A 22,185-nucleotide genomic window follows, 5' to 3' on the forward strand; every position below is an offset into this window, starting at 1 on the left:
AGGCCCGGCGCTGTAGGCGGGGAGAAGGCCGGGGCGTCGTGCTGCGGAACTCATGCCGTCGTGCCGAAGTCGGACTGCTGCGGGGCGGCCTTGGCGACGGCACGCGTGGTGATGGCCTTGGACGCGCGGGCGGAGGCGGCGGCAAGGGCGTCGGCGCCGGGTTCGAGGTACCAGGGGCGCAGGTCGAGCATGGCGGCGCGCATGCCGGTGGCGAAGCAGAGGGCGGTGCCCTTGGGCAGAGCGCGGATCGCGTCGGCGGGCAGGATGCGTTCCTGACGCATCGATACCGAGGTCGACTTGCCGGACTCCGAGACCGAGGTGGAGGTGGTCTCCATGTCGTGGTCACCGATGAGGCGGGAGAGCTTGTCGGCGAAGTCCGGGTCGTCGATGCCGCTCCCGATGATCTTGATGGTGCTCGCGGACCACATGGCGTCCATGCCTGCGTCCGACCAGACCTTCTGACCCTGGCGGTAGGACTGCAGGATGGTGATCGGGATGATCCCGCGCGAACCCAAGTGCGAGTACAGGTCAGGGAGATCGCTGATCTTGCAGACGTTGGCGGCCTCGTCGAGGATCGCCAGCATGGGCGGGTCGAGGCGCCCGCCGGCGCGTTCGGCCTGCGCGGTCGCGGCGCGCATCACGGAGTCCGCGCACGCCGCGATCAGTGCGCTGGCTCCGCCACCGCCGTCCTTGGAGAGTAGGTAGAGGGTGTCGGCGGAGGTGACGAACTCGGCGGGACGGAATTCGGGGACGTCCTTCTGCGGGGTGACCCAGGCGGCGATCTCGGAGTTGAGGAGGGCCGCGGCGTACTGGCGGGCGGTCTCGTAGATGCCGTCCCTCGTTTCCGGCGGGCCCTCGACCGTGCCCTTGAGCTGGGAGGCGACTGCGGTGAAGGAATGATCGCGCAGGATGTCCAGCGGGGTGCGGTCGGCCGGGAAGGCCAGCCAGGTCATGACGTCGGTGATGGGCCGCTCGTCGAGGGCGGCGGCGAGGAACAGCTGGGAGAGGATGTTGGATCCGGCCTTGGACCAGAAGTCGCCCTGCTGGGAGGCATCCACCGAGGCGGCCAGGAAGTGCCCGGCCAGCCGCCCGGCCCCGTCGAGAGTGGTGGCATCCGCGAGCGGGTCCCACCACATCTGCCGGGCGACGTGGGCGATCTGTTGCGGGTCCATCGACCACACCCGTCCTACCGTGGCGCGGGCGTCGAGAGTGGCGGTGTAGGCGTCACCGGCGGCCTTGTTCGAGGTCAGCAAGACCGCGCCGGGGGCCGCCAGGATGGACGGGATCGCCAGCGAGGTGGTCTTCCCGCTGCGCGGCGCCATGATCGCCACGGCGACGTCCTCGTACCCCATCCGGACCTCGTGCCGGGTCCCTTGCAGGTTGCCGAGAAGAATGCCGGTGTCGGCCGGGGCGATGTGCTTGGCATTTTTCAGGCTCGGCCGCAAGGAGCGCGCCTTGGAGGTGATCGCCTTGGCCATCAGCGGCTCGATGTCCTTCGGCTTCGCCATGGCGGCGACTTTGTTCCGCCCGCCGCCGGCGTTCTTGTGCCGCGACCAGACGACAGCGGCGGTCAGCGCGAGTGCGGTCAGTACGGCGAAGGGGATGATGCGGGTGGCCCAGAGCAGGGACGCCTGTCCGGCCTGGGGCCACAGCCGGGCAGGATGTAGCAGGGCCTGGACCGGCTGGTACGGCGCCCAGGGGGCTGAGGCGGTGATCCGGGCGGTGAAGTTGCCGCACAGCCAGGCGAGGTTGGACAGGGGGACGGCGATGGCGAGGGCGCCGAGGAGGACCTTGAAGGCGACGTCGTAGCCGTCGTTGCTGGAGGAGGGCGAGGTGTTGGGCAAGGGCAGGAGTCCAGAAGGAAAGAGGGCACATGGCCGGGTCAGCGCGTACGGCGCGGTGGGGGTTCACGCCGGTGCGGCGATAAGGCCGGGGCTGGACGGGAGCGTCGGGCGGCGAGGTCCTGGACGCGCTGTTCCAGCGGATCCAGCCTGGTGTCCGGGCGCGGCGGTGCGGGGACGGTCTGCAGGTGGGGGCGTACGAAGAGGGGAAGCGTGGCCGGGTCGCGGCGCAGCGCTGTGGTGTCGGTGAGGGCGCGTGCGAGGGCGGTGACCAGGGGCAGCGGGGTGTCGCCGCTGAGGTGGGCGCGCCAGATCACCGTGTCGGGGTCGCCGGGCAGGGTGGTGGTGATGAACCAGCTGCCCGGCCACGGCCCGTGGTCGGGGCGTTCGGCACGCTGGAGGCCGTCGGGGGACGAAGCGGCGAGGTCGGAGTGCTCCAGCCAGCCCGCTGTGTACAGGATCTCGAAGGGATCGTTCCCCTCAACCGATGTGGTGGCGGGGTCGGTGAGGGCGTCGGTGAACGCGGCGAGGATCTCCACCGGGATCCGGGCTGTGAACCGCGCATACCAGGCGGGGTGTTCGCCGGTGGCGGCGTGGAGGATCGTCCACCACGGCTCGTCCGGGTCCGGATACAGGCTCAGTTCGGCCCGCTGGTCGCGGCGGACCAGGTGGACGTACGGGGAAAGCGGCAGGTGGTCGTAGCGCCATCCGTCGGCTTGGTGGAGGGCTGTGGTGATCCAGCGCGGGTCCCCGCCGCCGGCCAGGCAGGGCGGGGAGACGAGGACCTCGTCCACCGCGTCGTGCGGCAGGAAACGCATCCGCTTCACCTCCGGGCCGCCGGTGCCGGGCTCGCGGACACCGTCGGCGCGGGATGGGGTGCGACGGCCTCCAGGCGGGGCGGGGCGGCTTGGGCGGCGGCATGGATGGCAAGGATCGCCGGGGTGTGCAGGGCGAGTTCGTTCAGCGCGTGCCACGCCTCGGCGTTACGGGCGGCGACCAGGTCGTCGTACGCCGCCGTCCCCGGCCCGGCGGACGGCGGCAGGCCGTCGAGGCGGGCGCTGCCCTCGGCCTCGATGGCGTCGAGCTGGTCGAGGGCGTCGTCGGCCGCGGTCAGATGCCACGGCCAGGCCGGCTGGACCATACGGGCGGGCAGGTGCTGGAGCTGGACGGCGGCGGTGGAGAGCAGCTCGCGGGCGAAGGGACGGATAAGGGCGGCAGCCTCCCAGGTGTCGGCGTCCCGCCGGGCTGCGCGCCGCCCGTAGGACTCGTCGTCGTAGGGCTGGCAGTCGGGGTCGGTGTGCTGGTCGGAGTAGGTGTCCCAGGCGTCGAGGATCTGCTCGCTGGTGCGTACGAACGCGGCGAGCTGGTCAAGGCGCTGTTGATGGAGGACGCTCGGGCAGGAAAGAGGGGAGGTCAGGGAGAGGTTTTCCTTGCTCATCGGGGGCGCGCCGCCGTCGGCACCGAGGCCGGGATGGCGGCGGCCGAGGTGGGGGCGGCATCCGGACGTCGGCGGCGGGCGGCGCGGATGCGGGCCTGGATGTCCTTGATGCGCTGCTGGTGGGCGTCGGCGATGACGCTGCCGGTGCGGTGGGTCCGCTCGTGGTGGACGCCGAACGGCCAGCCGTGCTGACCCCAACCGCGAAGGAGCGGTTCGGTGCTGGTCAAAGCGGTGATGAAACAGGCGACGGCGTGCGCGGGTGTGTGCTGGTCGAGCCAGCCGTCCCACACCGCAGGCCCGTCGAGAGCGCTCTCGCCGTCGGCCGCAGGGTACTTCTTCACGCGGATGCGCCAGGTGAAGGAGGCGGACTCGATGTCGTCGGGCCGGCTGTGTTCGACGACCACCCGTCGATCCGGAGAGAGGGCTTCGTGCCCGGTGCCGTTCTCGCTCTGGGTGACGCTCCAGCCAACCTCGTGGAAGAAGTCCCACGGGTCGGGCGCCTCGAAGGGCACGGGAGTGGGTGTCAGGAGCGTGTCGGTGAGCCCGGCGAGGATCTCGGCCGGGACCTGCCGGCTGAACGAGGCGGACCAGGTGGTGGATTGGGGTGGCTTGGCGGTCACGTGCCACCAGCGGCTCCGCATGGACTGGCTCGCCACTTCCAGGCGGGCCGAGTGGTCCGGGCTGGTGAGCTGGGTCTCCGGGCAGGCCGGGTCGGAGGTGACGCTCCAGCCGGCGGCGAGCAGGGCATGGGTGATGTGGCGGGCATCGCCGGGACCGGCGAGATACCGGGGGCTGGTGACGTGGAGGAAGTGCGACTCGTGGTCGCGTCGGAAGGCGGCGAGTTGCCGCTCGGTCACCGACACGTGGCGGACCTTCCCGCCTGTTGGTTGAGGGGCATACGGTGCGGGCCTTGTAACGAGTGCGGGCAACGTGTTGCTGAACGCGTGGCCGAACTGGGCGCCGACCGTGGCGGTGCCAAGGCAGGAGCGCACGCGTCCGGTCGTGGCTGTTTCCCCATGGAGCGTTGGCGGGCTCACCGGGTTCGGCCTGGCTGCCCGGCGTACGGGCGCGCTCCGGGCGGGGTGCGGGACCGGTTGGTGGCGAAGGAGTGGCGGGCCCACGTGGCGGCTCGGGCGGCGGTGATCCTCGCCTGCTGCCACGCGCCGAGCTGGGACGGCAGGACGGACACCGAGGTGGTGCGGATCCGCTGGGAGGGCGGAATGTGGCCGAGGGGCCGCATCACCGGCTCCGGGTCACAGAGCGCCGTGCTGAACGCCTGGACCAGCCGCATCGGCGTGGTCGGCGTGAACATCGCCTCCCACACCAGGCCGTGTTCATTACGGGCACCGGCCCACCAGTGCGCCTGCCCGGGACCGGACTGATGGAAGCGGACGAACGCGTCGCCCTCCGGGCTGCGGGCGGTGAAGTGCCGCCCGCGCTCGGTCTCCCAGCCCTGCTGCAGCAGGGGCTCCCACACGTTGGGTGCGTGCGCCGTGCGCTCGGCGAACAGGGCGTCGGTGAGACCAGCGACGATCTCGACAGGCGTCTGCCGGCCGAAGGCGGCATGCCACGCTTCCTGGTGCGCGGTCTGTTTTCCGCGGATGGCCCAGCCGCCGGGCTGGGTGAACGGGTCGTATCCGATGCTCACGGACTTGTCCGGGCTGTCGAAGACGAGAGGTCCACCGGCCTTGGACTTGTCCTTCCAGCCGGAGGCGCGCAGGTACTCGGTCACGTGGCGCACGTCGCCACCGCCGGCCAGATGGCGGGGTTCGATGAGGTAGTGCTGCTGGGCCTGCTGACCGGCGCCCCAGCCTGTCCACTGCTGCTTCCTGCTCAGCGGCTCCTCCTGACGATCATGGCGGAGGGGACGGGCTTCGTCGGCGTGGTGCCGGCGGTGGACCGCGCCCCGAGCTGCTTGAGGGCGTCGGTGTGCCCGTCGAGTTCCGCGTTGATGTGCCCCAGTTCGTTGGCGCAGCGGCCCATCGCGAGCCACACCTCGGGCGGGAGCGAGCCCCGGTGCGCCTGCCCTTGGGCGAAGCGGGATCCGGTGGCGATCAGGTCGGTCACCAGGGCCAGGACGCCGTCGTCGTAGGTGAGGACCGTGCCGAGGATCTCGGCCGCTTGGCGTGGGGTGGCCTGGGCGAGCTGGTCGTTGAGGTTCTTGAGCAGGCTGGCGATGTCCTCGGCGAGGCGTACGGGGTGGGACGGAGGGGCGGTCATGGACCTCCTGAACGGGCCGGGTCGGACGGCTGGATGGGGTGGCGACTGCGGTCGCTGTCGATGAGAAGGCCCGTGTACCCGCGGCGGGCTTCGTCGAGGGCGGATTCGGGGTGCCCGCTGGCCAGCACATGGGCCCAGGCGCGGGGACTGGGGGTGACGGCGCGCAGGTAGCGGCGGAAGAGGACCACGGCCAGGCGGGGCGGGCGCTCAGCGGTGATGGGCGCAGGAGTGCGATGTGGTGTGCGAGGGACGGGAGGCTCCCGGAGTGAGAGTGACGAGCGGAGGGCGGTGAGGGGACCGTCAGCGCACGCGGGCGGCGTTGGGGCGGACGGCCGAGGACGGCAACCTGGAGACCGGTGCGCTGGAGAGGCGGTGGCGGCGGGCCTCGGCGATCCGTGCTTCGAGCAGCGCTTGTTCGTCGTCCCAGCCGAAAGCGGTCTGGGTACGGCGGGTGTAGGGCCCGCAGCGGTACATCGGTATCCCGATGGCCATCCGCGGCAGCGGGTCGGGACAGGCGAGGCTGCGGGTGAACGCGGCGACGAGCCGGGGCGGGGTGTGGGCGGTGAAGGCGGCGGACCACCAGGTGTATCCGTCGACCGTGCAGGCCGCGTGCCACGTGTGCGGCGACGGGCCGGCCGCGTTCTCCTGGGTGAAGCGGACCAGTCCGTCCGGTGACACTGCCGCGATCGCGTCGGCCTCGGTGTCCCTGGTCCAGCCGGCGGCGTACAGGGGGCGGAGGGTGTCGGGGCGGTGGCGGGTGGCGGGCCGCAGCATGGTTTCCACGAGGGCGGTGACGTACTCGACGGGGAGATGGGCGCCGAGGGTTGCGGTCCAGTGCCGCCCGTCTGGGCGGGTGGCGTGCAGGTACCAGGTCCAGGTGCCCCGGCGGTCGAGGCCGACGTGCTGGTATCCGTCGGGGCTGGCCAGGAGGGTGTGGTAGTCGATCGTGGATGCGTCGCGCCAGCCGTGGCCGCGCAGCAGCCAGTCGGTCAGGTGCTCCCAGTCGTTGCCGCCGGCGAGGTAGCCGGGTGCCGCCAGGACGTAGGGGGTCGGGAGGGGCACAGGGGATCGGGTCAGCGGCTGTGGTGCGGGGCTGCCACCGGCGGGTTCGGCGGCATGGTCGCGGCCGTGCCGAGGGCGGGCCGGGCGGGCGGATGGCGCAGGACGACGCTGACGCCGAGCTGGGACAGGCGGTGGCCGGCCGCTTGTACGGACGCGGCCTGGCGGGCGGAGTCGTCGCCGGACAGGACGAACACGCCGCGTGCGGTGTCGAGGACGAAGCCGGCCTCGGTCAGGGCCCCGGCGATGTCGTCGCGGTCGGGCCGCTCGACGACAAGCGTATCGTCCGACCAGGTCATCGCCACGGGTTCCGGCTCGGCGGACGATGACCCCGTGAGGCGGGCGGCATTGGCGTGGACCTGGGCCAGGGCCTTGTCGTAGCGGGGCAGCAGGTCGTAGTGGATGTCCTCGGCGGCGCTGAACGGATCGGCGGCCACCGCGATGCCGTCGGGCTCGCGGACGCCACGGAAGGCTTCGGCCGGTGCGTCGGCGGGGGCCATAGCGGCGATCAGGTAGCCCTCGCCGGGCCCCGGACGGTCCGCGACGAACAGGCGGGTGCCGTCCTCGCGGGTCAGTACGGCGCAGTGGTCCACGCCGCGCCGGGCCAGGGTGTTGGCGACCTCGTTCATGTCCCACACCTGGTCGGTGAGGGCGTCGTGGCCGGTCGCGCTGCCGCGGTCCGGGTGGTACGTGATGGTCCAGGCGCCGGGCAGTTCGCCGGCGAGGACGGCTGCGAACGAGCCGAGGCCGGTGTCGGGGGTGGGGTCGGGCATGGTCTCCTCGGAAGAAACTAAGAGGGGTGGGGTCAGCGGCGGCCGTTGGCCGGGGCCGGCGCTGCGGGCGCGATGACGGGGCGGGTGGCCGACCGGACCGGAAACGGCGTCGGCCCTGCCGCGGTGGGCAGCGCGGCGGCGGTGGCGTCGAGGTCCTGCTGGATTCCGTGCAAGCGGCGGGCAATCAGCTCCAGCTGGTGTCCCGCGGCCGGGCCGTAGGCGTGCGGGAGGCGGCCGAGACGGTGGGCCGTGTGCTCGACGAGACCGCGCACGGTCGCGAGTGGCCCGGTGTTCTCGTCGGTGAGCTGCCGCAGCAGTCCACCGAGTTGCGCGGTGGCGTCCAGGGCGCCGGGCGAAGGACGGTTGACCGGTGCGGTGGCGCGTTGCGCGAACCGGGCGCTCTGCCCGGGATCCGGGCCGCCGCCCCGGGGCGCGCGCAGCCCGAGTTCGGCCTCGATGCGCCGGCACTCGACGGCCAGCAGCGCGGGCAGCCGGTGGTGCTGCGTGGTCCAGGTGCCGTCCGCGCGGATGAGGTTGGCGAGCAGGTCGAGGCGGCCGGGTTGTGCCTGGACGGCGATCCAGCGGCAGCCCTGGTCGTCCCCCGGCCGCTGGATACCCGCTATGCGGGCGAGCCGGTGGGCGATCTCGGACCACTCCGGACCGGTGAGCACGCGGTCGGCGGGATGCAGACGGATGTCCGCGTGCCAGATGGTGCGACGGTCGTCCTGCGGACTGACCGCGAACGCGTGCCACCTGCTGGGGTCGTCCAGGTGGTCGGCCCATTCGGCGGACGTCCACGTCTTCTGCTCGTCGTCGGGCGTGCAATGGTCCAGCCCCGGCCAGCGGGCGACCACCGTGTACTCGGTCAGTTGCTCGTGGTCACTGACCGGTCGGCCGAGGGCCTCGGCGAGCGGCCCGAAGGGCATGGAGTCGCGCGGACGGATACGGACGATCAACGAGACCCGGGCTTCCTGCCCTGAGGGGCGAGTCGGGTCAGGTCGAACGCGACGGTGATCAGAATGTGTTCGCGCACCTCGTCCGCGTGGACGGCAGGCTGTCCCGGCGGCAGGAGTCCCAGGGCACGATCGATGGCCGCGTGTGCCTGGGGGCGGTGACCCAGCGCGCGCAGTGCCGACGTATGCAGGGCCTCGGCCAGCCGCACCGGCCACTGGGTTCCGGTGACCGTCTCGACGGCGATCGACGCGGCACGCGCCATCGCCGCGGTGCGCTCCGGGGCACAGGCGGGGGTCATCGTCCGCCTCGGGCGTCGGCGGCGTGCACCACCTGGTTGAGGGGCGTGAGCGCGTACCAGCCGCAGTCGACGACCCAGTCGGCGCCGGCCAGGCGCGGCAGGAGGTAAGTCCGCAGCGCCTGCCGGTAGATGAGGCAGTCGGCGCAGCGGCGGGAGCGATGAACGAGGTAACGCGGGTGCGCGGTGACATAGGTGCGCGCCCCGCCGGCCGGGTCGTACAGCCGCCACCCGTCCTCGTCGGTCGGCGTGTGCCACGAGGGCGTGACGACCCGGTAGACGTCCCCCCACAGGTCGTGGCCGGAGGCGCCCTTGAGGATCACGACCTCGTCGCCGGGCCGGAAGTGCTGGTGGGTGATGTCCCGTTCCGGGGTGACGATGTCACCGGGGGCATGGAGGGGACGGGAGACGGCGTCGGGCACAGCAGGGAGTTCCTTCCACGAGCAGGCGCAGACAGGCGGTGGGAGGAACAAGACTCCGGAGAATCCCCGGTTTCGGTAACCGGGGATCGTCGGGTATAACGCTCGCCTCTACCGGAACGGGTTCTCGGTTCCGATGTCGTCGGATGTGGCGGCGTCCAGGAGTTCGGGCAGGTCAGTGGCCTCGGCATCCCTCTGGTCGATCCACCATCCGGCGCGGGTGAGGGTGCGGATCGTGTCCTCCAGGACGGCCCAGTCGGCCTCGTCCCAGTTGCCCTCGGTCACCAGCGCGCGGTAGCCGGCGGTGACGAGCTGGTGGCGGGAGCGTTCGCCCCAGGCGAGGGCCCTCTCGGGTCCTTCGAGCGGTGGCATGTCGAACTGCGCGGCCCACTCGGCGGCGGCCCGCTGCTCCTCGGCGCGCTTGGCGGCCAGCCACTCCTCCTTGCCGGCGCCGTCCTTCTCACGTGCGGCCTTCCAGCAGGCGGAGCAGTCACGTTCCTGCAGCCAGCGGGCGAAGGAGGCGCGCCGGTCGGCCGGACGGCCGGAAAGATCATGCGAAACTTCGTGTCCGCATACGTGAGTTACGGTCCAGTGCGTACGCACCCCCGGGGAATTCCGTTTGCTGGGCGTTACGTTCGAGGTCGGGCTGCTGGTCTGGGGCTTCAAATCGAGTGCCTTTCGATGGCGGTTGGGGTGGTGGCCTGCGTCGTTGCGGAGGGTCGTGCATCAGATGCACGATTCATGCGGTCGGCGGAGGTGGTCTGGAGTGCTTGGCGGTGGTCTCGGGGACCCTTCCGCCTTCTGCGTCGTCTCAGCGTGTCCTGCGGATGGCGTCTGTGGCCGCCTTGGCGATGGCGACGGGAGCGCTGGAGGGCTGGGGCAGGTGCAGCAAGGTGGTCCCCGGCAAGTGCTGGGACTTCGCGGTGAGGGTGAGCTGGAGTACGGCGCAACCGGCGGTCGTGAGCTGCTTGACGCGGGTGACGGCTTGAGCGGTTTCGTCGCTGCCGTAGTGGGCGTCGGTGACGATCACGAGGAGGCGGCCGGCGCCGGGTCGGCTGAGTTCGAGGCCGTGGTCGAGTGCGTCGATGGCGTCGCCGAGGTTGTGGTGGCCGCCGTTGGCATCGAACGTCGTCACGCGCTCTGGTGCTCGGTGGGTGGGCCGGGTCAATGCGGTCAGGTGCCTGTCATAGGCGATGGTGGCGGTAAGGGAGTCGGGGTCGGTCAGGGCTGCTGCGCGTGCCATGATCCAGGCAGCGGACGCGACGGGCGCGCAGGCGGCACGCATGGAGCCGGAGACGTCGACGGCGATACCCACACGCAGCGGTGGGGTGGGGGAGTTCCGGCGGCGGGTGTGGGTGAACGGTTGTGCGGTGGGGACCGACCCGGCCGCGCGCTGAGCGTCGCGGGCGAGGGCCGCGCGCATGTTGAGGCGGCCGGGCGGGGTGGGGCTGGTGGTCCGCTCCTCGGTCCGCTCGCGGTAGGCGGCGGCACGCAGGGCGCGGCTCAGGCGCGCGGCGGCACTCTGCTCGGCGGCGGTGGGCCTGCGGGTGCCGGTGACCGGGTTGCCGTGGGGCGCCGGTGTGCCGTCGGGGGTGACGGTGGTGCCACGGGCGTTGAAGACCGACTTGGCGGTGGCGGCGGCTTTGCGTCGCTGGCCGGCCCGCTGGGCGCGGTCCTGAGCCTGAGCCTTGGACTGCGCGGCCATGGCGTTGGTCGCTGCGGCCTGTGCCGCGAGGTCGGCGGCGTCGGTGGCTGCCGTGCTGTCCATGACGACCCCCACGGCGCCGGACAGCAGATCGGTGAGGTTCTCCGGCACGGGCAGGGCGGGGGCCGCGGTGTCCAGAGCGTCGCACCATTGTTGAGCGTGCGCGAGCATGGTCGTGGCGTCGTGGTCGGCGCACTGGTGGGCTGCGGTCCAGATGCGGGTGAGGGTGGCCAGCAGGTTTGCGCCCAGCACCTTTGCGCACAGATCGGCGACGGCCCGGGTCTCGCCGGCGTCCAGGATGCCGACGTCACGGCGGCCGAGGACCAGGGCCGCCACGGCGGCGGCGTGCTCGATGCCCTGGAGGGTGGGGTGGGCGATGTCGGGCATGACCAGGGTTCGGGCACTGGTGCGCAGGTACATGCGGTCCGTGGGCCGCGTGATCAGGTGTGCGCCTTCGACGCGGCTCTCCTCCAGCAGGAGCGCGGCCTCGACGACACGGGGGTTCGCTCCGGCAGGCGCCGTCCAGAGGGAGTGGGCCGCGTGCGCGGCCTCGTGGACGAACACTCCCCAGGCGGCGGGATACCGCTCCTCGTCGCCCACGATCCGCGGATGGATCTCGTGGGGCTTCAGCGGGGCGAACAGGCCGGCGTCGAACTCGACCTCGCCCAGAGTGGGGAAGAACGCGGCCGGTGCGCCGCTGCGCGTGCCGGGGCGGCAGGTGACGAGGAGGTCCTGGCGGCCGGAGAGGGTGATCAGACGGTCGCCGAGTTCGGCTCCCACGCGCAGCCACGCGGCCGGGGAGGAACGGGGTTGCGCGGGCGGGGCGCCGTCGTCGTCCCATCGCGCGAGGTCGGCGTCGTCGTCCCGGGTGGTGGCGGGGGACTGGACGTGGTGGTGGGCGCTCATCGCGAGCGGCCCCGGTGCGCGGAGCCGGTGCTGCCCGGGGGCTGCCGGACGGCTGAGGCGGGGAGTTGCTTGCCGAGGGTGAGGGGCGCGACCTCCTTGACGCCGGCAGCCTTGATGACGGCGGCGGCGACGGCGTCGCGATCCTCCACAGGAGCGATGCCGACCAGGTTCGCGAGCGCGGCTTTGGTGCCGAGGACGGCCTCGGTCTTCTGGTAGCTGAGCAGCTCTCGCAGTTGGGGGGCCCAGCCCAGCTCGCCGAGTTCGACTTGGCGGGAGAGGTGTCGGGCGACCCGCACCACCCGGGCATCGATCCTCAGCGCCAGGGCGAGGTCATAGTCCGTGCCGATCTGGATTTGCACGCTGAACCGGCTCGCGAGCGCCTCCGTCAACACCGCCCCGTGGACGCCGGGATTGTGGCCCGCCACCACGTAGAAGCCCGGCTCGGCCTTGATGGTCTCGCCCTTGTGGGCCTTGACCTGGATCTGCCTGCGCCCGTCCATCGCGGGATACAGCGCCGCCAGGACCTTCGGTGAGATCAAGGTGGCATCGTCGATCAGCAGGGCGCGGCCCTCGGTCATCGCGGTGACCAGCGGACCGTACTGGAAGACGTAGGCTCCCGCGTCGTCCTGTGTGTACTCGCCGATCAAGTCGCCGACCGTGGTGTCGCCGTCACCCGCGACGGTGAGCAGGTCCGGGAACGCCGCCTCGACCAGACTCGTCTTGCCGGTGCCCGGAGGGCCGTAGAGCAGCACCGGCACGTCGGCGTCACGCAAGCGATTCAACGCCTCGACGTCGGGCAGATCGGCCAACTCCCTCGGGTGGTAGAGCTGGCCCCCCGCGCGGCGGATCGGGCCGCTCTGCCTGGCCGTGGCTGCTGCGGGAAGGGGCGTGCGGGCCGTGGCCGCCTGGGCGCGGGGAGAGTGGGTGCCCGGTGGGCTGATCACAGCGGTCTGCGCGGCTGCGGCGGTTTTCGCGTTCGCGCGGAACTCCGGTTGTCCCATTCCGCTTTGGTCGGCCTCGCCGCGTCGCACCAGGGTGAGGGCGGCGTTGCGGACGGCGCCGTGGGAGTGGCCCAGCTGCCTGGCCATGTCCCCGATGGTGAGCGTGTCCGCCGGCCGGTCGGCCAGCAGTCGGGCCACCTTGGCCCGTAGTTCGCCGCCCTTGGTGCGCGCTGGACTGGTAGGCGTTCCGGGTGTGGTCAATACGAGGATCCTTCAAAAGGTGCGGGTGCGGCAGGGGGTTGGCGATGCGCTGGAGGGGCTGGCCGCTCTGGGAGCGGATCACGGACTGTGTCGGCATCGGTGACCGGGCCAACCGGGGCGTAGCGTCGGCGCTCACCGGCCGACCGAGGGCTCGGTCCAGGTGCAGGGGATGGTCGGCGACGAGCAGCTCGCTGGCTGCCGAGCAGGCCCGTGCGCCTGCTCCGTACCGGGTTCCGTCGCCCGGCAGGCGCAGCCTGGCGTCTCTTCGAAGCCGGCCTGGAGCAGGATCCGCCGGGCGGCGGCGTTGTAGCCGGTGGTGGTGATCTCGCCGGTGATGGTGTGCCGGATCGTCATGAACGGCTCTGCTGGTGCTTCGGGCAAGGCGGATCCTCTATCGGTGGTGGCGGGAAAGCGGTGGGGTGTTGGGCGAAGGCGAGGCGGGCCCGGAGCTTCCAGCACATCAACGGTGCGTGGCTGGACCACGAACGATGGGCAATGACAGCCGACATGCTCCAGGGCGGGCCTCTCCGCCCCGCAGCAACCTGACTCGCCTTTCCGCACGTTCTGATGGCCGGGTGTACCAACAACGGCCATGTACGGGGGAATCTCCTTGTCAGGGTGGTGGCGTGGGGTGCCGGTGGATTCAGGCGGTGCGGGGGGGTGTGTGGAGTTCGGTGAACTGCGCGGCGGCGCGGTCGAGGAGGTCGATCTGGCGCCGCGAGGTGCGGCGGGCGGCGGTGGCAAGGACGCGGCCGATGCGCGGGTCGAGGGTGCTGACGGCGTCCAGTCCGGCGGCGCGGGCGACGGTCAGGCGCAGCTCGGCGTCGAGCCAGGACCAGTGCTCGGCGGCGGGCGCCGGGACGCCATCGCCGGGAAAGCCGGTCAGGTAACCGCTGCTGGCGGAGGACAAGATCTCGCGCAGGGGGATGTTGTCGGCGGCCATCCAACGGCCGTGTTCCAGCAGCGTGAGGATGGCGCAGCGCATCAGGCTCATCTCGTCGCGCTGCGGCGCAGTGCAGACCGGGCAGGCGTCGTCGTGGCAGTTCCAGGCAGGTGCGGTCGAGCGGGGTATGGCGGAAGGTCCCTTCTGGGAAGACGAGTTGGCTGGAGCGGGAAGCCAGGTCAGTGACGTGGACGCCGCGTGGTGCCGGCGGGTGAGGGTTGCGTAGTCCTAGCGGTCTTCGCGCGGCGCGGCGGCGCTGATGCATCGGTCGGGATGGGGTTCAGGTCGGGGGCGCGGTCGACGCGGTACCGGGCCGCGGTGAGCATCTCGGCCGCCCAGGTGGCGTGTTCGTTCTCCCACCGGTGGCCCCGGTCGAACGGCAGGCGGATCCAGACGTCGCGCAGCATGGGGTGGGTGTCGAATCCGGCGCGGGCCAGGACGCTGGCGGCGAAGGTGTCGACCGGACCGTCGACTTCGACTTCGCCGCCCGGGCCACGGGTGATGCGGATCGCGGCGTCGCTCATCGGCCCTGCCCTCCGCCGAGTGTCCGTGCTCTGCCGCCCGCGGGCACGGCGGTGGCGGTCTGCCGGACAGACACGGGGAGGGATGCTGCCGGGGCGGTGTGGGTCTGCGGGGAGCGGGTGGCCGCGGCCTGTGCGATGCGGGTGCGGCGTTCCAACAGGCCGCTGGTGCCTCCGGATTGGGATGGGCCGGGAGCACCAGCCGGGTTGAGGGTGGCGGCGGTGCCCACCGGGTAGCCGAGGGCGCGCAGATCCCGGACCGCCTGGCGACCGTCGCGTTCGGGACGGGTGAGCCGGTACCGGTTGGTGGTGCTGGGATTGGGCTCGAACTGCTTGTGAGTGAGGAGCCAGTCGGCCAGATGACCGGGAATCTGGGGGCGACTTCGGCGATGTAGCCGTGTTCGGAGTGGGTGGTGAAGCGGAGGTGGCCGGACAGAGACGAATCCTTCAGGCGTGCGTTCAGCGGTGGGCTGGTGTGGCTGGGGGCGTGGGCGGCAGTGCCGGGCGGGCGGTGAGCAGCCGCGGGCTGGGCGCCGACAGGGCTGCCGGCCCGCCCGGCACGGCGGCGCGGACCTGGCGCTCGAACGTTTCGCCGTCGGCAAGCCAGGTCTCGATCGCGGGCAGCACAGAGAGGCCGAGGCGGCCCCGGATCTGGCTCCATTCGTGGGTGGGCATCCCCGGGAGGATCGAGCACAGGTCGTTCCGCGTGTCGTTCCACTCGTTCCAGGCGTCCTCGCTCTCGGCGAGCGCCTCGCGCAGGCGGCTCATCGCGGCGGCGTCCTGGGGCCACGGGGTGGCCCTGGGGCGGCACCAGGCCAGCAGGCCGGGAGCGTGTTCGAGAACCTGGGTGAAAGAGAGCCAGGCCCAGTCGGCGAAGTCTCGTTCCATTCCGGCGACCAGGCGAGTGTCGCGGAGCGGGACACCGTCGCTGTAGCGGCCGGACTCCTTGATCGCCTGGAGTGTCTCGTGTTCTTCCCGGATCCGTTCCAGCGCTCTCAAGACGGTGTTCAGGTCCCGGTGGTGCAGGGCGCGGCGGTAGGCGGGCAGGAACGTGTGCGTGACGGCGTGCGCGGCAAGGCCCGGATCGGCAGGCAGCACGATGCTGCGCGGCGTGGCGGGGTCGTCGTGCGGGTCTTCCTTCTCGTGCTCGGTGAGAGCCCCGAGGAGGTAGCCGCTGCGGTGACCGGGACGTTCGATCAGCAGCAGCTCAGTGCCGGCGGTGTTCTCCAGCACGGACGCGAACGGGATGCGGTGCTCCACGAGGGCACGGTGGATGTCGCCGGCGTCCCACAGCCCGTACCAGAGGTCTTCCTGCACCAGCGGGTGGCTGTAGATCTCCAGTGTCGCGCTCCACGTGCCAGGCAGCCGGGAAGCGATCTCGGTTCCGATGTCGCCGAGGTAGGGCCGGGGACTGGGGGTGGTGGTGGCGCCGTGCTGGTGGGCGTGGTGCACCAGGGCGCTGGCGGTGGACCGGGCGGCCTCGGGGCCGGTCAGCGGGGCGGCGAACACCCCGTTGGGCAGGCGGTTGAATCCGGCGTCTTGGAGGGCGTGGTGGGCTTGTTGGTACTCCTCGCCGGACGCGATGGCGACCAGGCCCAGGGCGCGGCTGGTGGCGAGGGTGATCTGGGCGGGAGGGTTCGGCGGCAACTCGGCTTTCCTCGTATGGGAGTTCAGGGACGGACCCGCTGCGGTGGCTGCGCGACGGCGGGCGGCCGTGTGGCGTGTGGCGCGGCCGGACCAGCCGGGGGCGGCGCAGTGCGCAGGTCGGAGGCGGTATTGCGCAGCCGGGCACGGGCCGCGACGTACTTCTCGGCCGTCAGCATCCGCAGAACCTGGGGATCGTTGCGCAGAGGAGAGTGGGCGAGGTCCGGTACCGCCTCGCGCTGGAAGCCGGTCGTTGCGTAGGTCAACGCCTCGGCCAGGGTGTCCAGAGCGTGCGCCATGCCCGCAGTGGCCCGGGCGAGCCGGAACAGGACGAGGCGTTCCGGCGGGTGGACCGTGGCCGGGGCGGTGAACCGTTCCTGGGCGCGTTCAACGGCGTGCTGCAGATGGTGGGACACCGTGGCGATGTCGTCGGCGAGCGCGACCAGGTCGACGGCCTCGGGCCTGGTGGGAAACTCAGCGGCCAGCTCGTCCAGACGCCGGGCCAGGTGATCGAGCGTGGCCTGGGAGACGGAGGGGGCCATCACACCACCCCGGCCGCATCGCTCGTCGCCGGGACATGGAGGGCGGCTCGCAGGCTGCGCCCGTAGTTCCACGCATGCCGGCGGGCTGCCGACTCCAGTACTTCGTAGCTCTCTTGACGGGTCATCTGGCCGGGGTGTTTGCGGTAGCGGTAGACCGGCACGGGCAGCAGGATGCCGGGCGCGAGGCAGGTGACGCCGATCGCGGCCAGGTAGTCCTCGCCCTGGACCAGGCCGCCCATCGGGGCGGCCCGCACCAGATCGGTGCGCGCGAGGATCGTGGTCGGCCCGATCGGGATGGTGTCGGACGGCGCCTTCCAGTACGTCCACACGTCGCCGGCCGCGTGCCGGCCGGGCGGGGGCGGGCAGCGCCACAGGGTCGTGGTCCCGTCCGGGTGGAGATCCTGGCTGTATCCGGCGCACCAGCCCACCCCGGAATTTTCCAGGGCGTGCAGTCGCAGCGCCATGGCGTCGTCGGTGAACTCGTCATCGTCGTCCGCCCAGTTGACGTACTCGGTGCGCACCTCGTTGAGCGCCAGGTTTCGGGCGCAGGCCGCACCGACCGGGCGCGGAAGGGCGAGGACGCGGACGCGCGGGTCGCCAGCAAGGGCGGCGGGAAGCCGGGCCGGATCGGCGCCGTCCAGGGCGACAACGGCCTCCCAGGGGACACCCTGTCGGCACAGGCTGGCATGCATGGACACGAGGAACGCCAGCCGGTCCGTGCGGAGTCGGGTGGCGATGACCACGGTGATCTTCGGGCGGGGGCGCGGGGACAGAGGGTTCTCCAGGCGGGCAGCGGATCGGTGCACGGCTGCCGTGGGCTATCGGCGGGCGGCCCTGTTCGGGGCCGGCGCGGTGACGGGCATGGTGGTGGACAAGTGGGGCATGAAGCGCGGCGGGACGACCGGGGCCGCGGAGTCCGGATGCCAGGCGCCCGGATCGGCGCGGATGACGCTGCGCGGGTCGGTGTCCCATGCGACGACGGGACCGCGGTCGTACGCCCTCAGGGCGATCACTTCGATGCCGTGCGGGTGCAGGACGTAGGCCCAGTCCAGGTCGTCGGTGCCGTTCTGCGTGATGAGTTCACGCTCGGCCGGGGCGCCGCCGGTGGTGTACACGTTGGTGAGTTGGCGACTGGGGTAGTCCTGGCCCCCGGTCAGCGAGAGGCGCAGGGTGGCGGGGGTGCCGTCGAGGAGGTCGGTGCCCAGCTCCTCCCAGCCGTGGTGGACCTCGTCGATCAGGTGCCGGGCCATCGCCTCCAGGTCACCGGCGAACCGGTGCTGGTAGGCGGCCAGGAGCAGCGGGAGTTTGCTGTCGGGGTAGCCGTCGAAGTGGACGTACATGCCGGCATAGCCGTCGGCGGTGGGGCGGGCGATGACCGCACGGGTGGACAGATCAGTCTCCAGAAGGGTGGGGCGGGTCAGCGCGAGCGGGTGCGCGGTGCCGGCGTCGAGGAGGTGACCGGTACGGTGGTCCGCGCGGTGGCCGGGGGTGGTGTGGTGGCCGGAATCGGCTGGCCGGGCTTCCACAGGCACGCGGTGTCGCGGAGCCGGACACGGGGGTCGGTGCTCCACGCGACGAGCGGACCGCGCTCCACGCCGGGCACGCTGATCACTTCGATGCCGTGCGGGTGCAGTACATATCCCCAGTTCAGACGGGAAGCCGTCCGCTCGGTGTAGAGCAGCGGCGGCTCGGTGGGCCGGGCCGGGTAGCGCGTGCCGGGCTCGTCGCGGCCGGCGGCGAGGCGCTCGCGCAGCGCGTCGGGGGCGCCGTCGAGGAGGTCGGTGCCGAGGCGAGACCAGCCCTGGGGCGCGTCGTCGATGAGGTAGGCGGCCATCGCCTCGGTGTCGCCAACGAACCGGTGCTGGTGCGCGGCGAGCAGCAGCGGCAGGTGATGGCTGGGATAGCCGTCCCAGTGGACGTACACCCCGGCGTAGCCGGTGGCGGTGGGACGGGCGATGAAGGAACGGGTGGCCAGAAGTGCTCCAGGCTCGTTTCGGCGGCGCGTCGTTCAGAGGCGGCGGCGCACCGGCCGGGTGTCGTTGGCGGCGGCCCGGCCGTGCTGCTCGGCCACCGTGGACGCCGGTGCGCACGCCGCGGTGGGTGGGGTGCAGGCGACGGGCACGGTGACGGCGGCGAGCGCACGCTTAAGGCTGCGCAGGGCGGCGGCATGCCCGAGGGCGACGCTGAGCCGGCTCTCCGCCGTCGCGGAGGTGCCGGCGCGGGGCGCGAGCCGATGGACATCGGTGAGGCCGGTCACCGTGGTGCTCAGGTGGCTTGCGGCGCGGTGGGTGTGCGCGAGCGCAGCAGCCAACTGCGTCAGGAAGTCGCGTCCCGAAGGTGTCGTTGCGAGCGGGAGGCCGGAAGACTGGCGCAGCTCGTCGACGAGGCCGCCGGCCAGGTTGTACACGGCGACGAGCTGTTCCAGTACGGGACCGAGGGCCTCGTGCAGCGGGCCCGTCTGCGGCGGGTCAAGATGCTGGGCGGTCTGCTGGATGCGGCGTCTGCAGCGGTCCAGACCGATGTTGATGACATCGCTGTTGTTCACAGGTGCCTGCCCCGAGACTGGTCGGCGGCGGGTTGCACGGGATCGCCGGCCGCGCGGACCGGGGGGTGCGTTGCGCGGAATACCACGGTGAAACCGAGGCTCTGCAGACGAGCGGTGCTCGCGGCGAGCAGGCCGGCGGCCTGCTGCGGCGGGAGGCCCTCGGGCAGGTGGCACTCGCCGGTGGCCGGGTCGAGGAGGAAGCCCCCGTGCGCGAGGAGTTCGATCAGGGCGCGGGCATAAGGCGCGTAGATACGTGGCCGGGCCTCGGCGTCGAACCTGACGTCCACCCGGAGCCGTCCGGTGCTGGCGCGGCGCCAGGCGGCCAACGCCGTGACGCGGTAGTCGAGCAGGAGGTGCCGACGGCGTACGGCGTCCGCCGCGCGGGCGGGATCGGCGCGAACGGCTAGGCCGCGCGGGGCGGGAAATCCCCGCACGTGCTCGTGGCCGGTGGCGGCGGGCAGCATCGGCAGCACCAGGAACTGGCCTGGGCGGTAGGGCCGGGGCATGACGTACAGCTGCCTGCCGTCGAAGGAGGTCAGGATGGTGCGGCGGAGGTCGGCGGTCTCGTAGGCGGTGTAGGCCATGGGGCCGCTGTCCCAGATCCGGTGGCTGGCGGGGTCCTCGGCGAGGGGCGTGGTCGCCGGGTCGGGCTGCCAGCGGCCGGGCAGCCGCTCGGCGAGCGAGGCGGCGTAGGCGGTGAGGGGCAAGGGAGGGTTCACGTCCGGGGCGTTGGTGGTCATGCGGTGGCGTTGGTGCGGCGGCAGGTGTAGCCGATCAGCGTCGACTTGCCCGGCGTGAGCGGGACGGTGGCGGCGTCGGAGCAGGTGAACGTGTACGTGAGCGTCGGCGAGTTGGTGGTGCCGAGCCATGCGCGGTCGTCCTTGCCCGGGATGATCTCCAGGCCGGCGTCGACAGCGTCGTGCTGGGTGTGCGTGTGGGAGAAGACCACGAGCGCCCGGCCGTCGGTGGTCTTCAATGCATAGCTGTCGGGGAACTGGGTGCCGGCCAGGGAGAAGGCGGTGGTGCCGCGGGTACCGAACTTGGTGCCGGTCTTGTCGTGCACCTTGATCTGGCGGGCGGATGCCTTGGAGGAGGCGAAGACCTTCTTGCCGCTGATGTCGCCGCCGGTGGCGAAGTTGTCGCCGACAGCCCTACGCAGCACATCGACAGGGGCGGCCACGTTCTGGGCGGAGGTGGCGTCCACGGCGGTGGCGTAGCCCTGGGTGTCCAGGGCGATCTCCGGCAGCTGCTTGGGGTCGTCGAGGTCGACGGCGGCGACCAACTCCCTCCGCTTTGCCTTCGTCTGCTCGGCCATGACCATCACGCGGGTGTACTGCTTCTTCTTGCCGCTACGGCTGACGGCGGCGAACCACTTGGGCTGGCCGGCGCTGACGCGGGGGATGTAGACGTCGGTGGTGTCCAGGTCGTACGACCAGGGCTTGTACGTCTCGCGGTCGGCCTTGGGCAGGCCCTCGTTCTCCTTGTAGTCCGCGACCGACTGCGCGTACAGCGGGCCGTCCTCGACGGTGTCGAGGATGCTGCGGCTGGAGTGCGCGTTCGCCTCATTGTTGATCTTGGAGTAGCGGGCGATCTGGGCGAGGGCCTGCTTCGTCGTCAGCGCTGGCTGCGGGGCCGGTGTGGAAGAGGCGGTGCGCGTGGCCTTGGCGGAGGTGCTGGTGTCGGAGGAGGTACTGCACGCGGACGCGGTCAGGGCGACGGACACGGCGGTCAGCAGCAGGGCGGTGCGGCGGGTTGTGGTGTGCGAGGGGATGAGGGTGCTCCGGGGGCGGGGGTCAGCGGGAACGGGACGGGGTGGTGGCGGCCGACGGGGAGGGCACGCCGGTCGCGGCTGGTGGTGTGCGGGTGTCGGCGGCAGCGCGTAGCTGCTTGGCGGCCCGGGCGAGGTGGATACGGCTGGCACCGAGACGGTCCACGAGCTGTTGCTGCTCGGTGGCGAGCGCCCGGGTACGGGCGGGGCCGGGGGCCCGGTGGGCGAGGTCGGCGAGCTCGCCGAGGTGATGGACGGCGGCGCCGAAGGCGGCGAGCGCGAGAGCGGTGGGTTCGGCGGCGCTCGCGAGCGCGAGGGTCGTGTGCCGGACCGTGGCCGTGGACGGGGCCGGGGCGTAGGAGGCGGCCCGGTGACGAAAGGCGCTCTCGCCGACCAGGAATCCCAGCAGACGGGCCAGGTGGCGGACTTCGTCGTCCAGGATCTCGCTCAGCGCGGGATCCGGGCGGATCTGATCGGGGAGTGGAAGCTGGTCGGAGACGCTGTTGAGCCGGTCGGCCACGTCGTGCAGCAGCATCCGCTGGTCGGGATCGGACAGCGGCAACTCCTTGATAGCCGGGCGGTCTCTACCGCCGGGAGGCGGACTGTGGGGCCGAGGCCACCCCCGACTGGTGTGCGGCTGCCGATGCAGCAGCGGGAGCCGGGAGGGGCGCGGCGCGGCGGAAGTTGACCCCGATACCGGCGGCCATCAGCCGCCGGACGGCGAGCTCGACCAGCAGGACGCGCTCCGTGGCGCTGTAGGAGGCCGGCAGCACGAAGGCGAACTCGTTCGGGCGGTACTGGAAGCGGCAGCCGAACAGCGTCGTGCGCGCTTCCTCGGGCACCGCGTCGTACGGTGCGCCCACCACGCCGTCCGGGTACCAGACCAGTGTGAGGGTCTGCGCGACCTCGGCCGCAGGCTGGCGGTGCGGCGGCTCGGGCTGGGCGAGGGCGTTGTCGCGGACCGTGTCCAGGGCGGCCTGGTAGCGGGGCAGGAGGCGACGGGTGACGTGGGCGGCGGCCCGGACTGAGTTGCTGGGGACGGCGATGCCGTTCGGCTCGCGCACCGGGGATATCTGATGCGTCTTGAAGCTCTCGGGCTCCAGTGGGGCCACCACGAACTGGTGGCGGTACCGGGGCCGGTCGGTCACGTAGAGCTGCTGCCCGCCGGGGCCGTCCAGGACGGCGTCATGGCCCAGGGTGTACTGGCTGACGATGTAGTCGACGTGGCCGACGTCCCAGAGCCGTTCGATGGTGGGGAACTGGTTCTCGAAGGTGCGGTACCGGTGGTACTCGCTCGTCCACGTGCCGGGCAGACGTTCGGCGAGGGCGGAGGCAAAGAGGGACAACGAGGTCGGGCGGGGTGCGGGCATCTGTTCCTGAGGTGCTGCGGCGGGTGGTTGGTCCGTGGGA

The 22,185-nt window shown here is 72.0% G+C and carries 27 protein-coding genes; all 27 read right to left on the minus strand.

The window, feature by feature from the left end; all coding sequences use genetic code 11:
* Positions 1-50 precede the first annotated feature (50 nt).
* On the minus strand, positions 51-1,844 hold the full coding sequence (locus tag KVT45_RS22060; RefSeq protein ID WP_217550003.1) for a type IV secretory system conjugative DNA transfer family protein: 1,794 nt from the start codon (positions 1,842-1,844) through the stop codon (positions 51-53).
* A 38-nt stretch (positions 1,845-1,882) separates the two neighbouring features.
* Entirely contained in the window at positions 1,883-2,659 is a 777-nt protein-coding gene (locus tag KVT45_RS22065; RefSeq protein WP_217550005.1) for a DUF317 domain-containing protein, read from the minus strand.
* A 5-nt stretch (positions 2,660-2,664) separates the two neighbouring features.
* Positions 2,665-3,279: a hypothetical protein gene (locus KVT45_RS22070; protein WP_217550007.1), complete on the minus strand. Its 615-nt coding sequence runs from the start codon at positions 3,277-3,279 to the stop codon at positions 2,665-2,667.
* Positions 3,276-4,142, minus strand: a complete 867-nt coding sequence (locus KVT45_RS22075; protein WP_217550010.1) for a DUF317 domain-containing protein — start codon at positions 4,140-4,142, stop codon at positions 3,276-3,278. The genes KVT45_RS22070 and KVT45_RS22075 overlap by 4 nt, the downstream gene beginning before the upstream one ends.
* A gap of 170 nt (positions 4,143-4,312) precedes the next feature.
* On the minus strand, positions 4,313-5,116 hold the full coding sequence (locus tag KVT45_RS22080) for a DUF317 domain-containing protein (RefSeq protein ID WP_217550175.1): 804 nt from the start codon (positions 5,114-5,116) through the stop codon (positions 4,313-4,315).
* Positions 5,113-5,499, minus strand: coding sequence for a hypothetical protein (locus KVT45_RS22085; protein WP_217550011.1), 387 nt, complete (start codon positions 5,497-5,499; stop codon positions 5,113-5,115). The genes KVT45_RS22080 and KVT45_RS22085 overlap by 4 nt, the downstream gene beginning before the upstream one ends.
* A gap of 300 nt (positions 5,500-5,799) precedes the next feature.
* The gene (locus tag KVT45_RS22090; RefSeq protein ID WP_217550013.1) at positions 5,800-6,561 is read right to left on the minus strand and encodes a DUF317 domain-containing protein; all 762 of its coding nucleotides are present in this window, start codon (positions 6,559-6,561) and stop codon (positions 5,800-5,802) included.
* Positions 6,562-6,572: 11 nt separating this feature from the next.
* Positions 6,573-7,331: a hypothetical protein gene (locus KVT45_RS22095; RefSeq protein WP_217550015.1), complete on the minus strand. Its 759-nt coding sequence runs from the start codon at positions 7,329-7,331 to the stop codon at positions 6,573-6,575.
* Between the two features lie 32 nt (positions 7,332-7,363).
* Positions 7,364-8,287, minus strand: a complete 924-nt coding sequence (locus KVT45_RS22100; protein WP_254647154.1) for a hypothetical protein — start codon at positions 8,285-8,287, stop codon at positions 7,364-7,366.
* Entirely contained in the window at positions 8,284-8,583 is a 300-nt protein-coding gene (locus KVT45_RS22105; RefSeq protein ID WP_217550017.1) for a hypothetical protein, read from the minus strand. The genes KVT45_RS22100 and KVT45_RS22105 overlap by 4 nt, the downstream gene beginning before the upstream one ends.
* Positions 8,580-9,002, minus strand: a complete 423-nt coding sequence (locus tag KVT45_RS22110; protein ID WP_217550019.1) for a hypothetical protein — start codon at positions 9,000-9,002, stop codon at positions 8,580-8,582. Before KVT45_RS22110 ends, KVT45_RS22105 begins: the two co-directional genes overlap by 4 nt.
* Positions 9,003-9,110: 108 nt before the next feature.
* On the minus strand, positions 9,111-9,602 hold the full coding sequence (locus KVT45_RS22115) for a hypothetical protein (RefSeq protein ID WP_217550021.1): 492 nt from the start codon (positions 9,600-9,602) through the stop codon (positions 9,111-9,113).
* Between the two features lie 208 nt (positions 9,603-9,810).
* Positions 9,811-11,610 carry a hypothetical protein gene (locus KVT45_RS22120; RefSeq protein ID WP_217550023.1) on the minus strand — a complete coding sequence of 600 codons (1,800 nt, stop codon included), beginning with the start codon at positions 11,608-11,610 and terminating at the stop codon, positions 9,811-9,813.
* Positions 11,607-12,749, minus strand: a complete 1,143-nt coding sequence (locus KVT45_RS22125) for an AAA family ATPase (protein WP_217550179.1) — start codon at positions 12,747-12,749, stop codon at positions 11,607-11,609. Before KVT45_RS22125 ends, KVT45_RS22120 begins: the two co-directional genes overlap by 4 nt.
* A 195-nt stretch (positions 12,750-12,944) precedes the next feature.
* Positions 12,945-13,166 carry a hypothetical protein gene (locus tag KVT45_RS22130; RefSeq protein ID WP_217550181.1) on the minus strand — a complete coding sequence of 74 codons (222 nt, stop codon included), beginning with the start codon at positions 13,164-13,166 and terminating at the stop codon, positions 12,945-12,947.
* A gap of 289 nt (positions 13,167-13,455) precedes the next feature.
* Positions 13,456-13,806, minus strand: a complete 351-nt coding sequence (locus tag KVT45_RS22135; protein ID WP_217550025.1) for a hypothetical protein — start codon at positions 13,804-13,806, stop codon at positions 13,456-13,458.
* Positions 13,807-13,934: 128 nt separating this feature from the next.
* On the minus strand, positions 13,935-14,279 hold the full coding sequence (locus KVT45_RS22140; protein ID WP_217550027.1) for a hypothetical protein: 345 nt from the start codon (positions 14,277-14,279) through the stop codon (positions 13,935-13,937).
* Between the two features lie 456 nt (positions 14,280-14,735).
* Complete coding sequence (locus tag KVT45_RS22145) at positions 14,736-15,923, minus strand: hypothetical protein (protein WP_254647157.1); 1,188 nt, start codon at positions 15,921-15,923, stop codon at positions 14,736-14,738.
* Positions 15,924-15,946: 23 nt separating this feature from the next.
* Positions 15,947-16,462, minus strand: a complete 516-nt coding sequence (locus KVT45_RS22150) for a hypothetical protein (protein WP_217550029.1) — start codon at positions 16,460-16,462, stop codon at positions 15,947-15,949.
* Positions 16,462-17,154, minus strand: a complete 693-nt coding sequence (locus KVT45_RS22155) for a glycosyltransferase family 2 protein (protein ID WP_254647197.1) — start codon at positions 17,152-17,154, stop codon at positions 16,462-16,464. The genes KVT45_RS22150 and KVT45_RS22155 overlap by 1 nt, the downstream gene beginning before the upstream one ends.
* 126 nt (positions 17,155-17,280) lie before the next feature.
* On the minus strand, positions 17,281-17,988 hold the full coding sequence (locus KVT45_RS22160) for a hypothetical protein (protein ID WP_254647158.1): 708 nt from the start codon (positions 17,986-17,988) through the stop codon (positions 17,281-17,283).
* Positions 17,880-18,386, minus strand: coding sequence for a hypothetical protein (locus tag KVT45_RS22165; RefSeq protein WP_217550031.1), 507 nt, complete (start codon positions 18,384-18,386; stop codon positions 17,880-17,882). Before KVT45_RS22165 ends, KVT45_RS22160 begins: the two co-directional genes overlap by 109 nt.
* 84 nt (positions 18,387-18,470) lie before the next feature.
* Positions 18,471-19,007 carry a hypothetical protein gene (locus tag KVT45_RS22170; protein WP_217550033.1) on the minus strand — a complete coding sequence of 179 codons (537 nt, stop codon included), beginning with the start codon at positions 19,005-19,007 and terminating at the stop codon, positions 18,471-18,473.
* Positions 19,004-19,747 (minus strand): hypothetical protein, encoded by a 744-nt coding sequence (locus KVT45_RS22175; protein ID WP_217550035.1) that lies wholly within the window; start codon positions 19,745-19,747, stop codon positions 19,004-19,006. Before KVT45_RS22175 ends, KVT45_RS22170 begins: the two co-directional genes overlap by 4 nt.
* Entirely contained in the window at positions 19,744-20,730 is a 987-nt protein-coding gene (locus tag KVT45_RS22180) for a hypothetical protein (protein WP_308310839.1), read from the minus strand. Before KVT45_RS22180 ends, KVT45_RS22175 begins: the two co-directional genes overlap by 4 nt.
* Positions 20,731-20,800: 70 nt before the next feature.
* Positions 20,801-21,337 carry a hypothetical protein gene (locus KVT45_RS22185; RefSeq protein ID WP_254647159.1) on the minus strand — a complete coding sequence of 179 codons (537 nt, stop codon included), beginning with the start codon at positions 21,335-21,337 and terminating at the stop codon, positions 20,801-20,803.
* Positions 21,338-21,359: 22 nt separating this feature from the next.
* Positions 21,360-22,145: a hypothetical protein gene (locus tag KVT45_RS22190; RefSeq protein ID WP_217550037.1), complete on the minus strand. Its 786-nt coding sequence runs from the start codon at positions 22,143-22,145 to the stop codon at positions 21,360-21,362.
* Positions 22,146-22,185: the final 40 nt, after the last annotated feature.

Source organism: Streptomyces sp. GbtcB6 (assembly GCF_019091475.1).
Taxonomy (GTDB): Bacteria; Actinomycetota; Actinomycetes; order Streptomycetales; family Streptomycetaceae; genus Streptomyces; species Streptomyces hyaluromycini.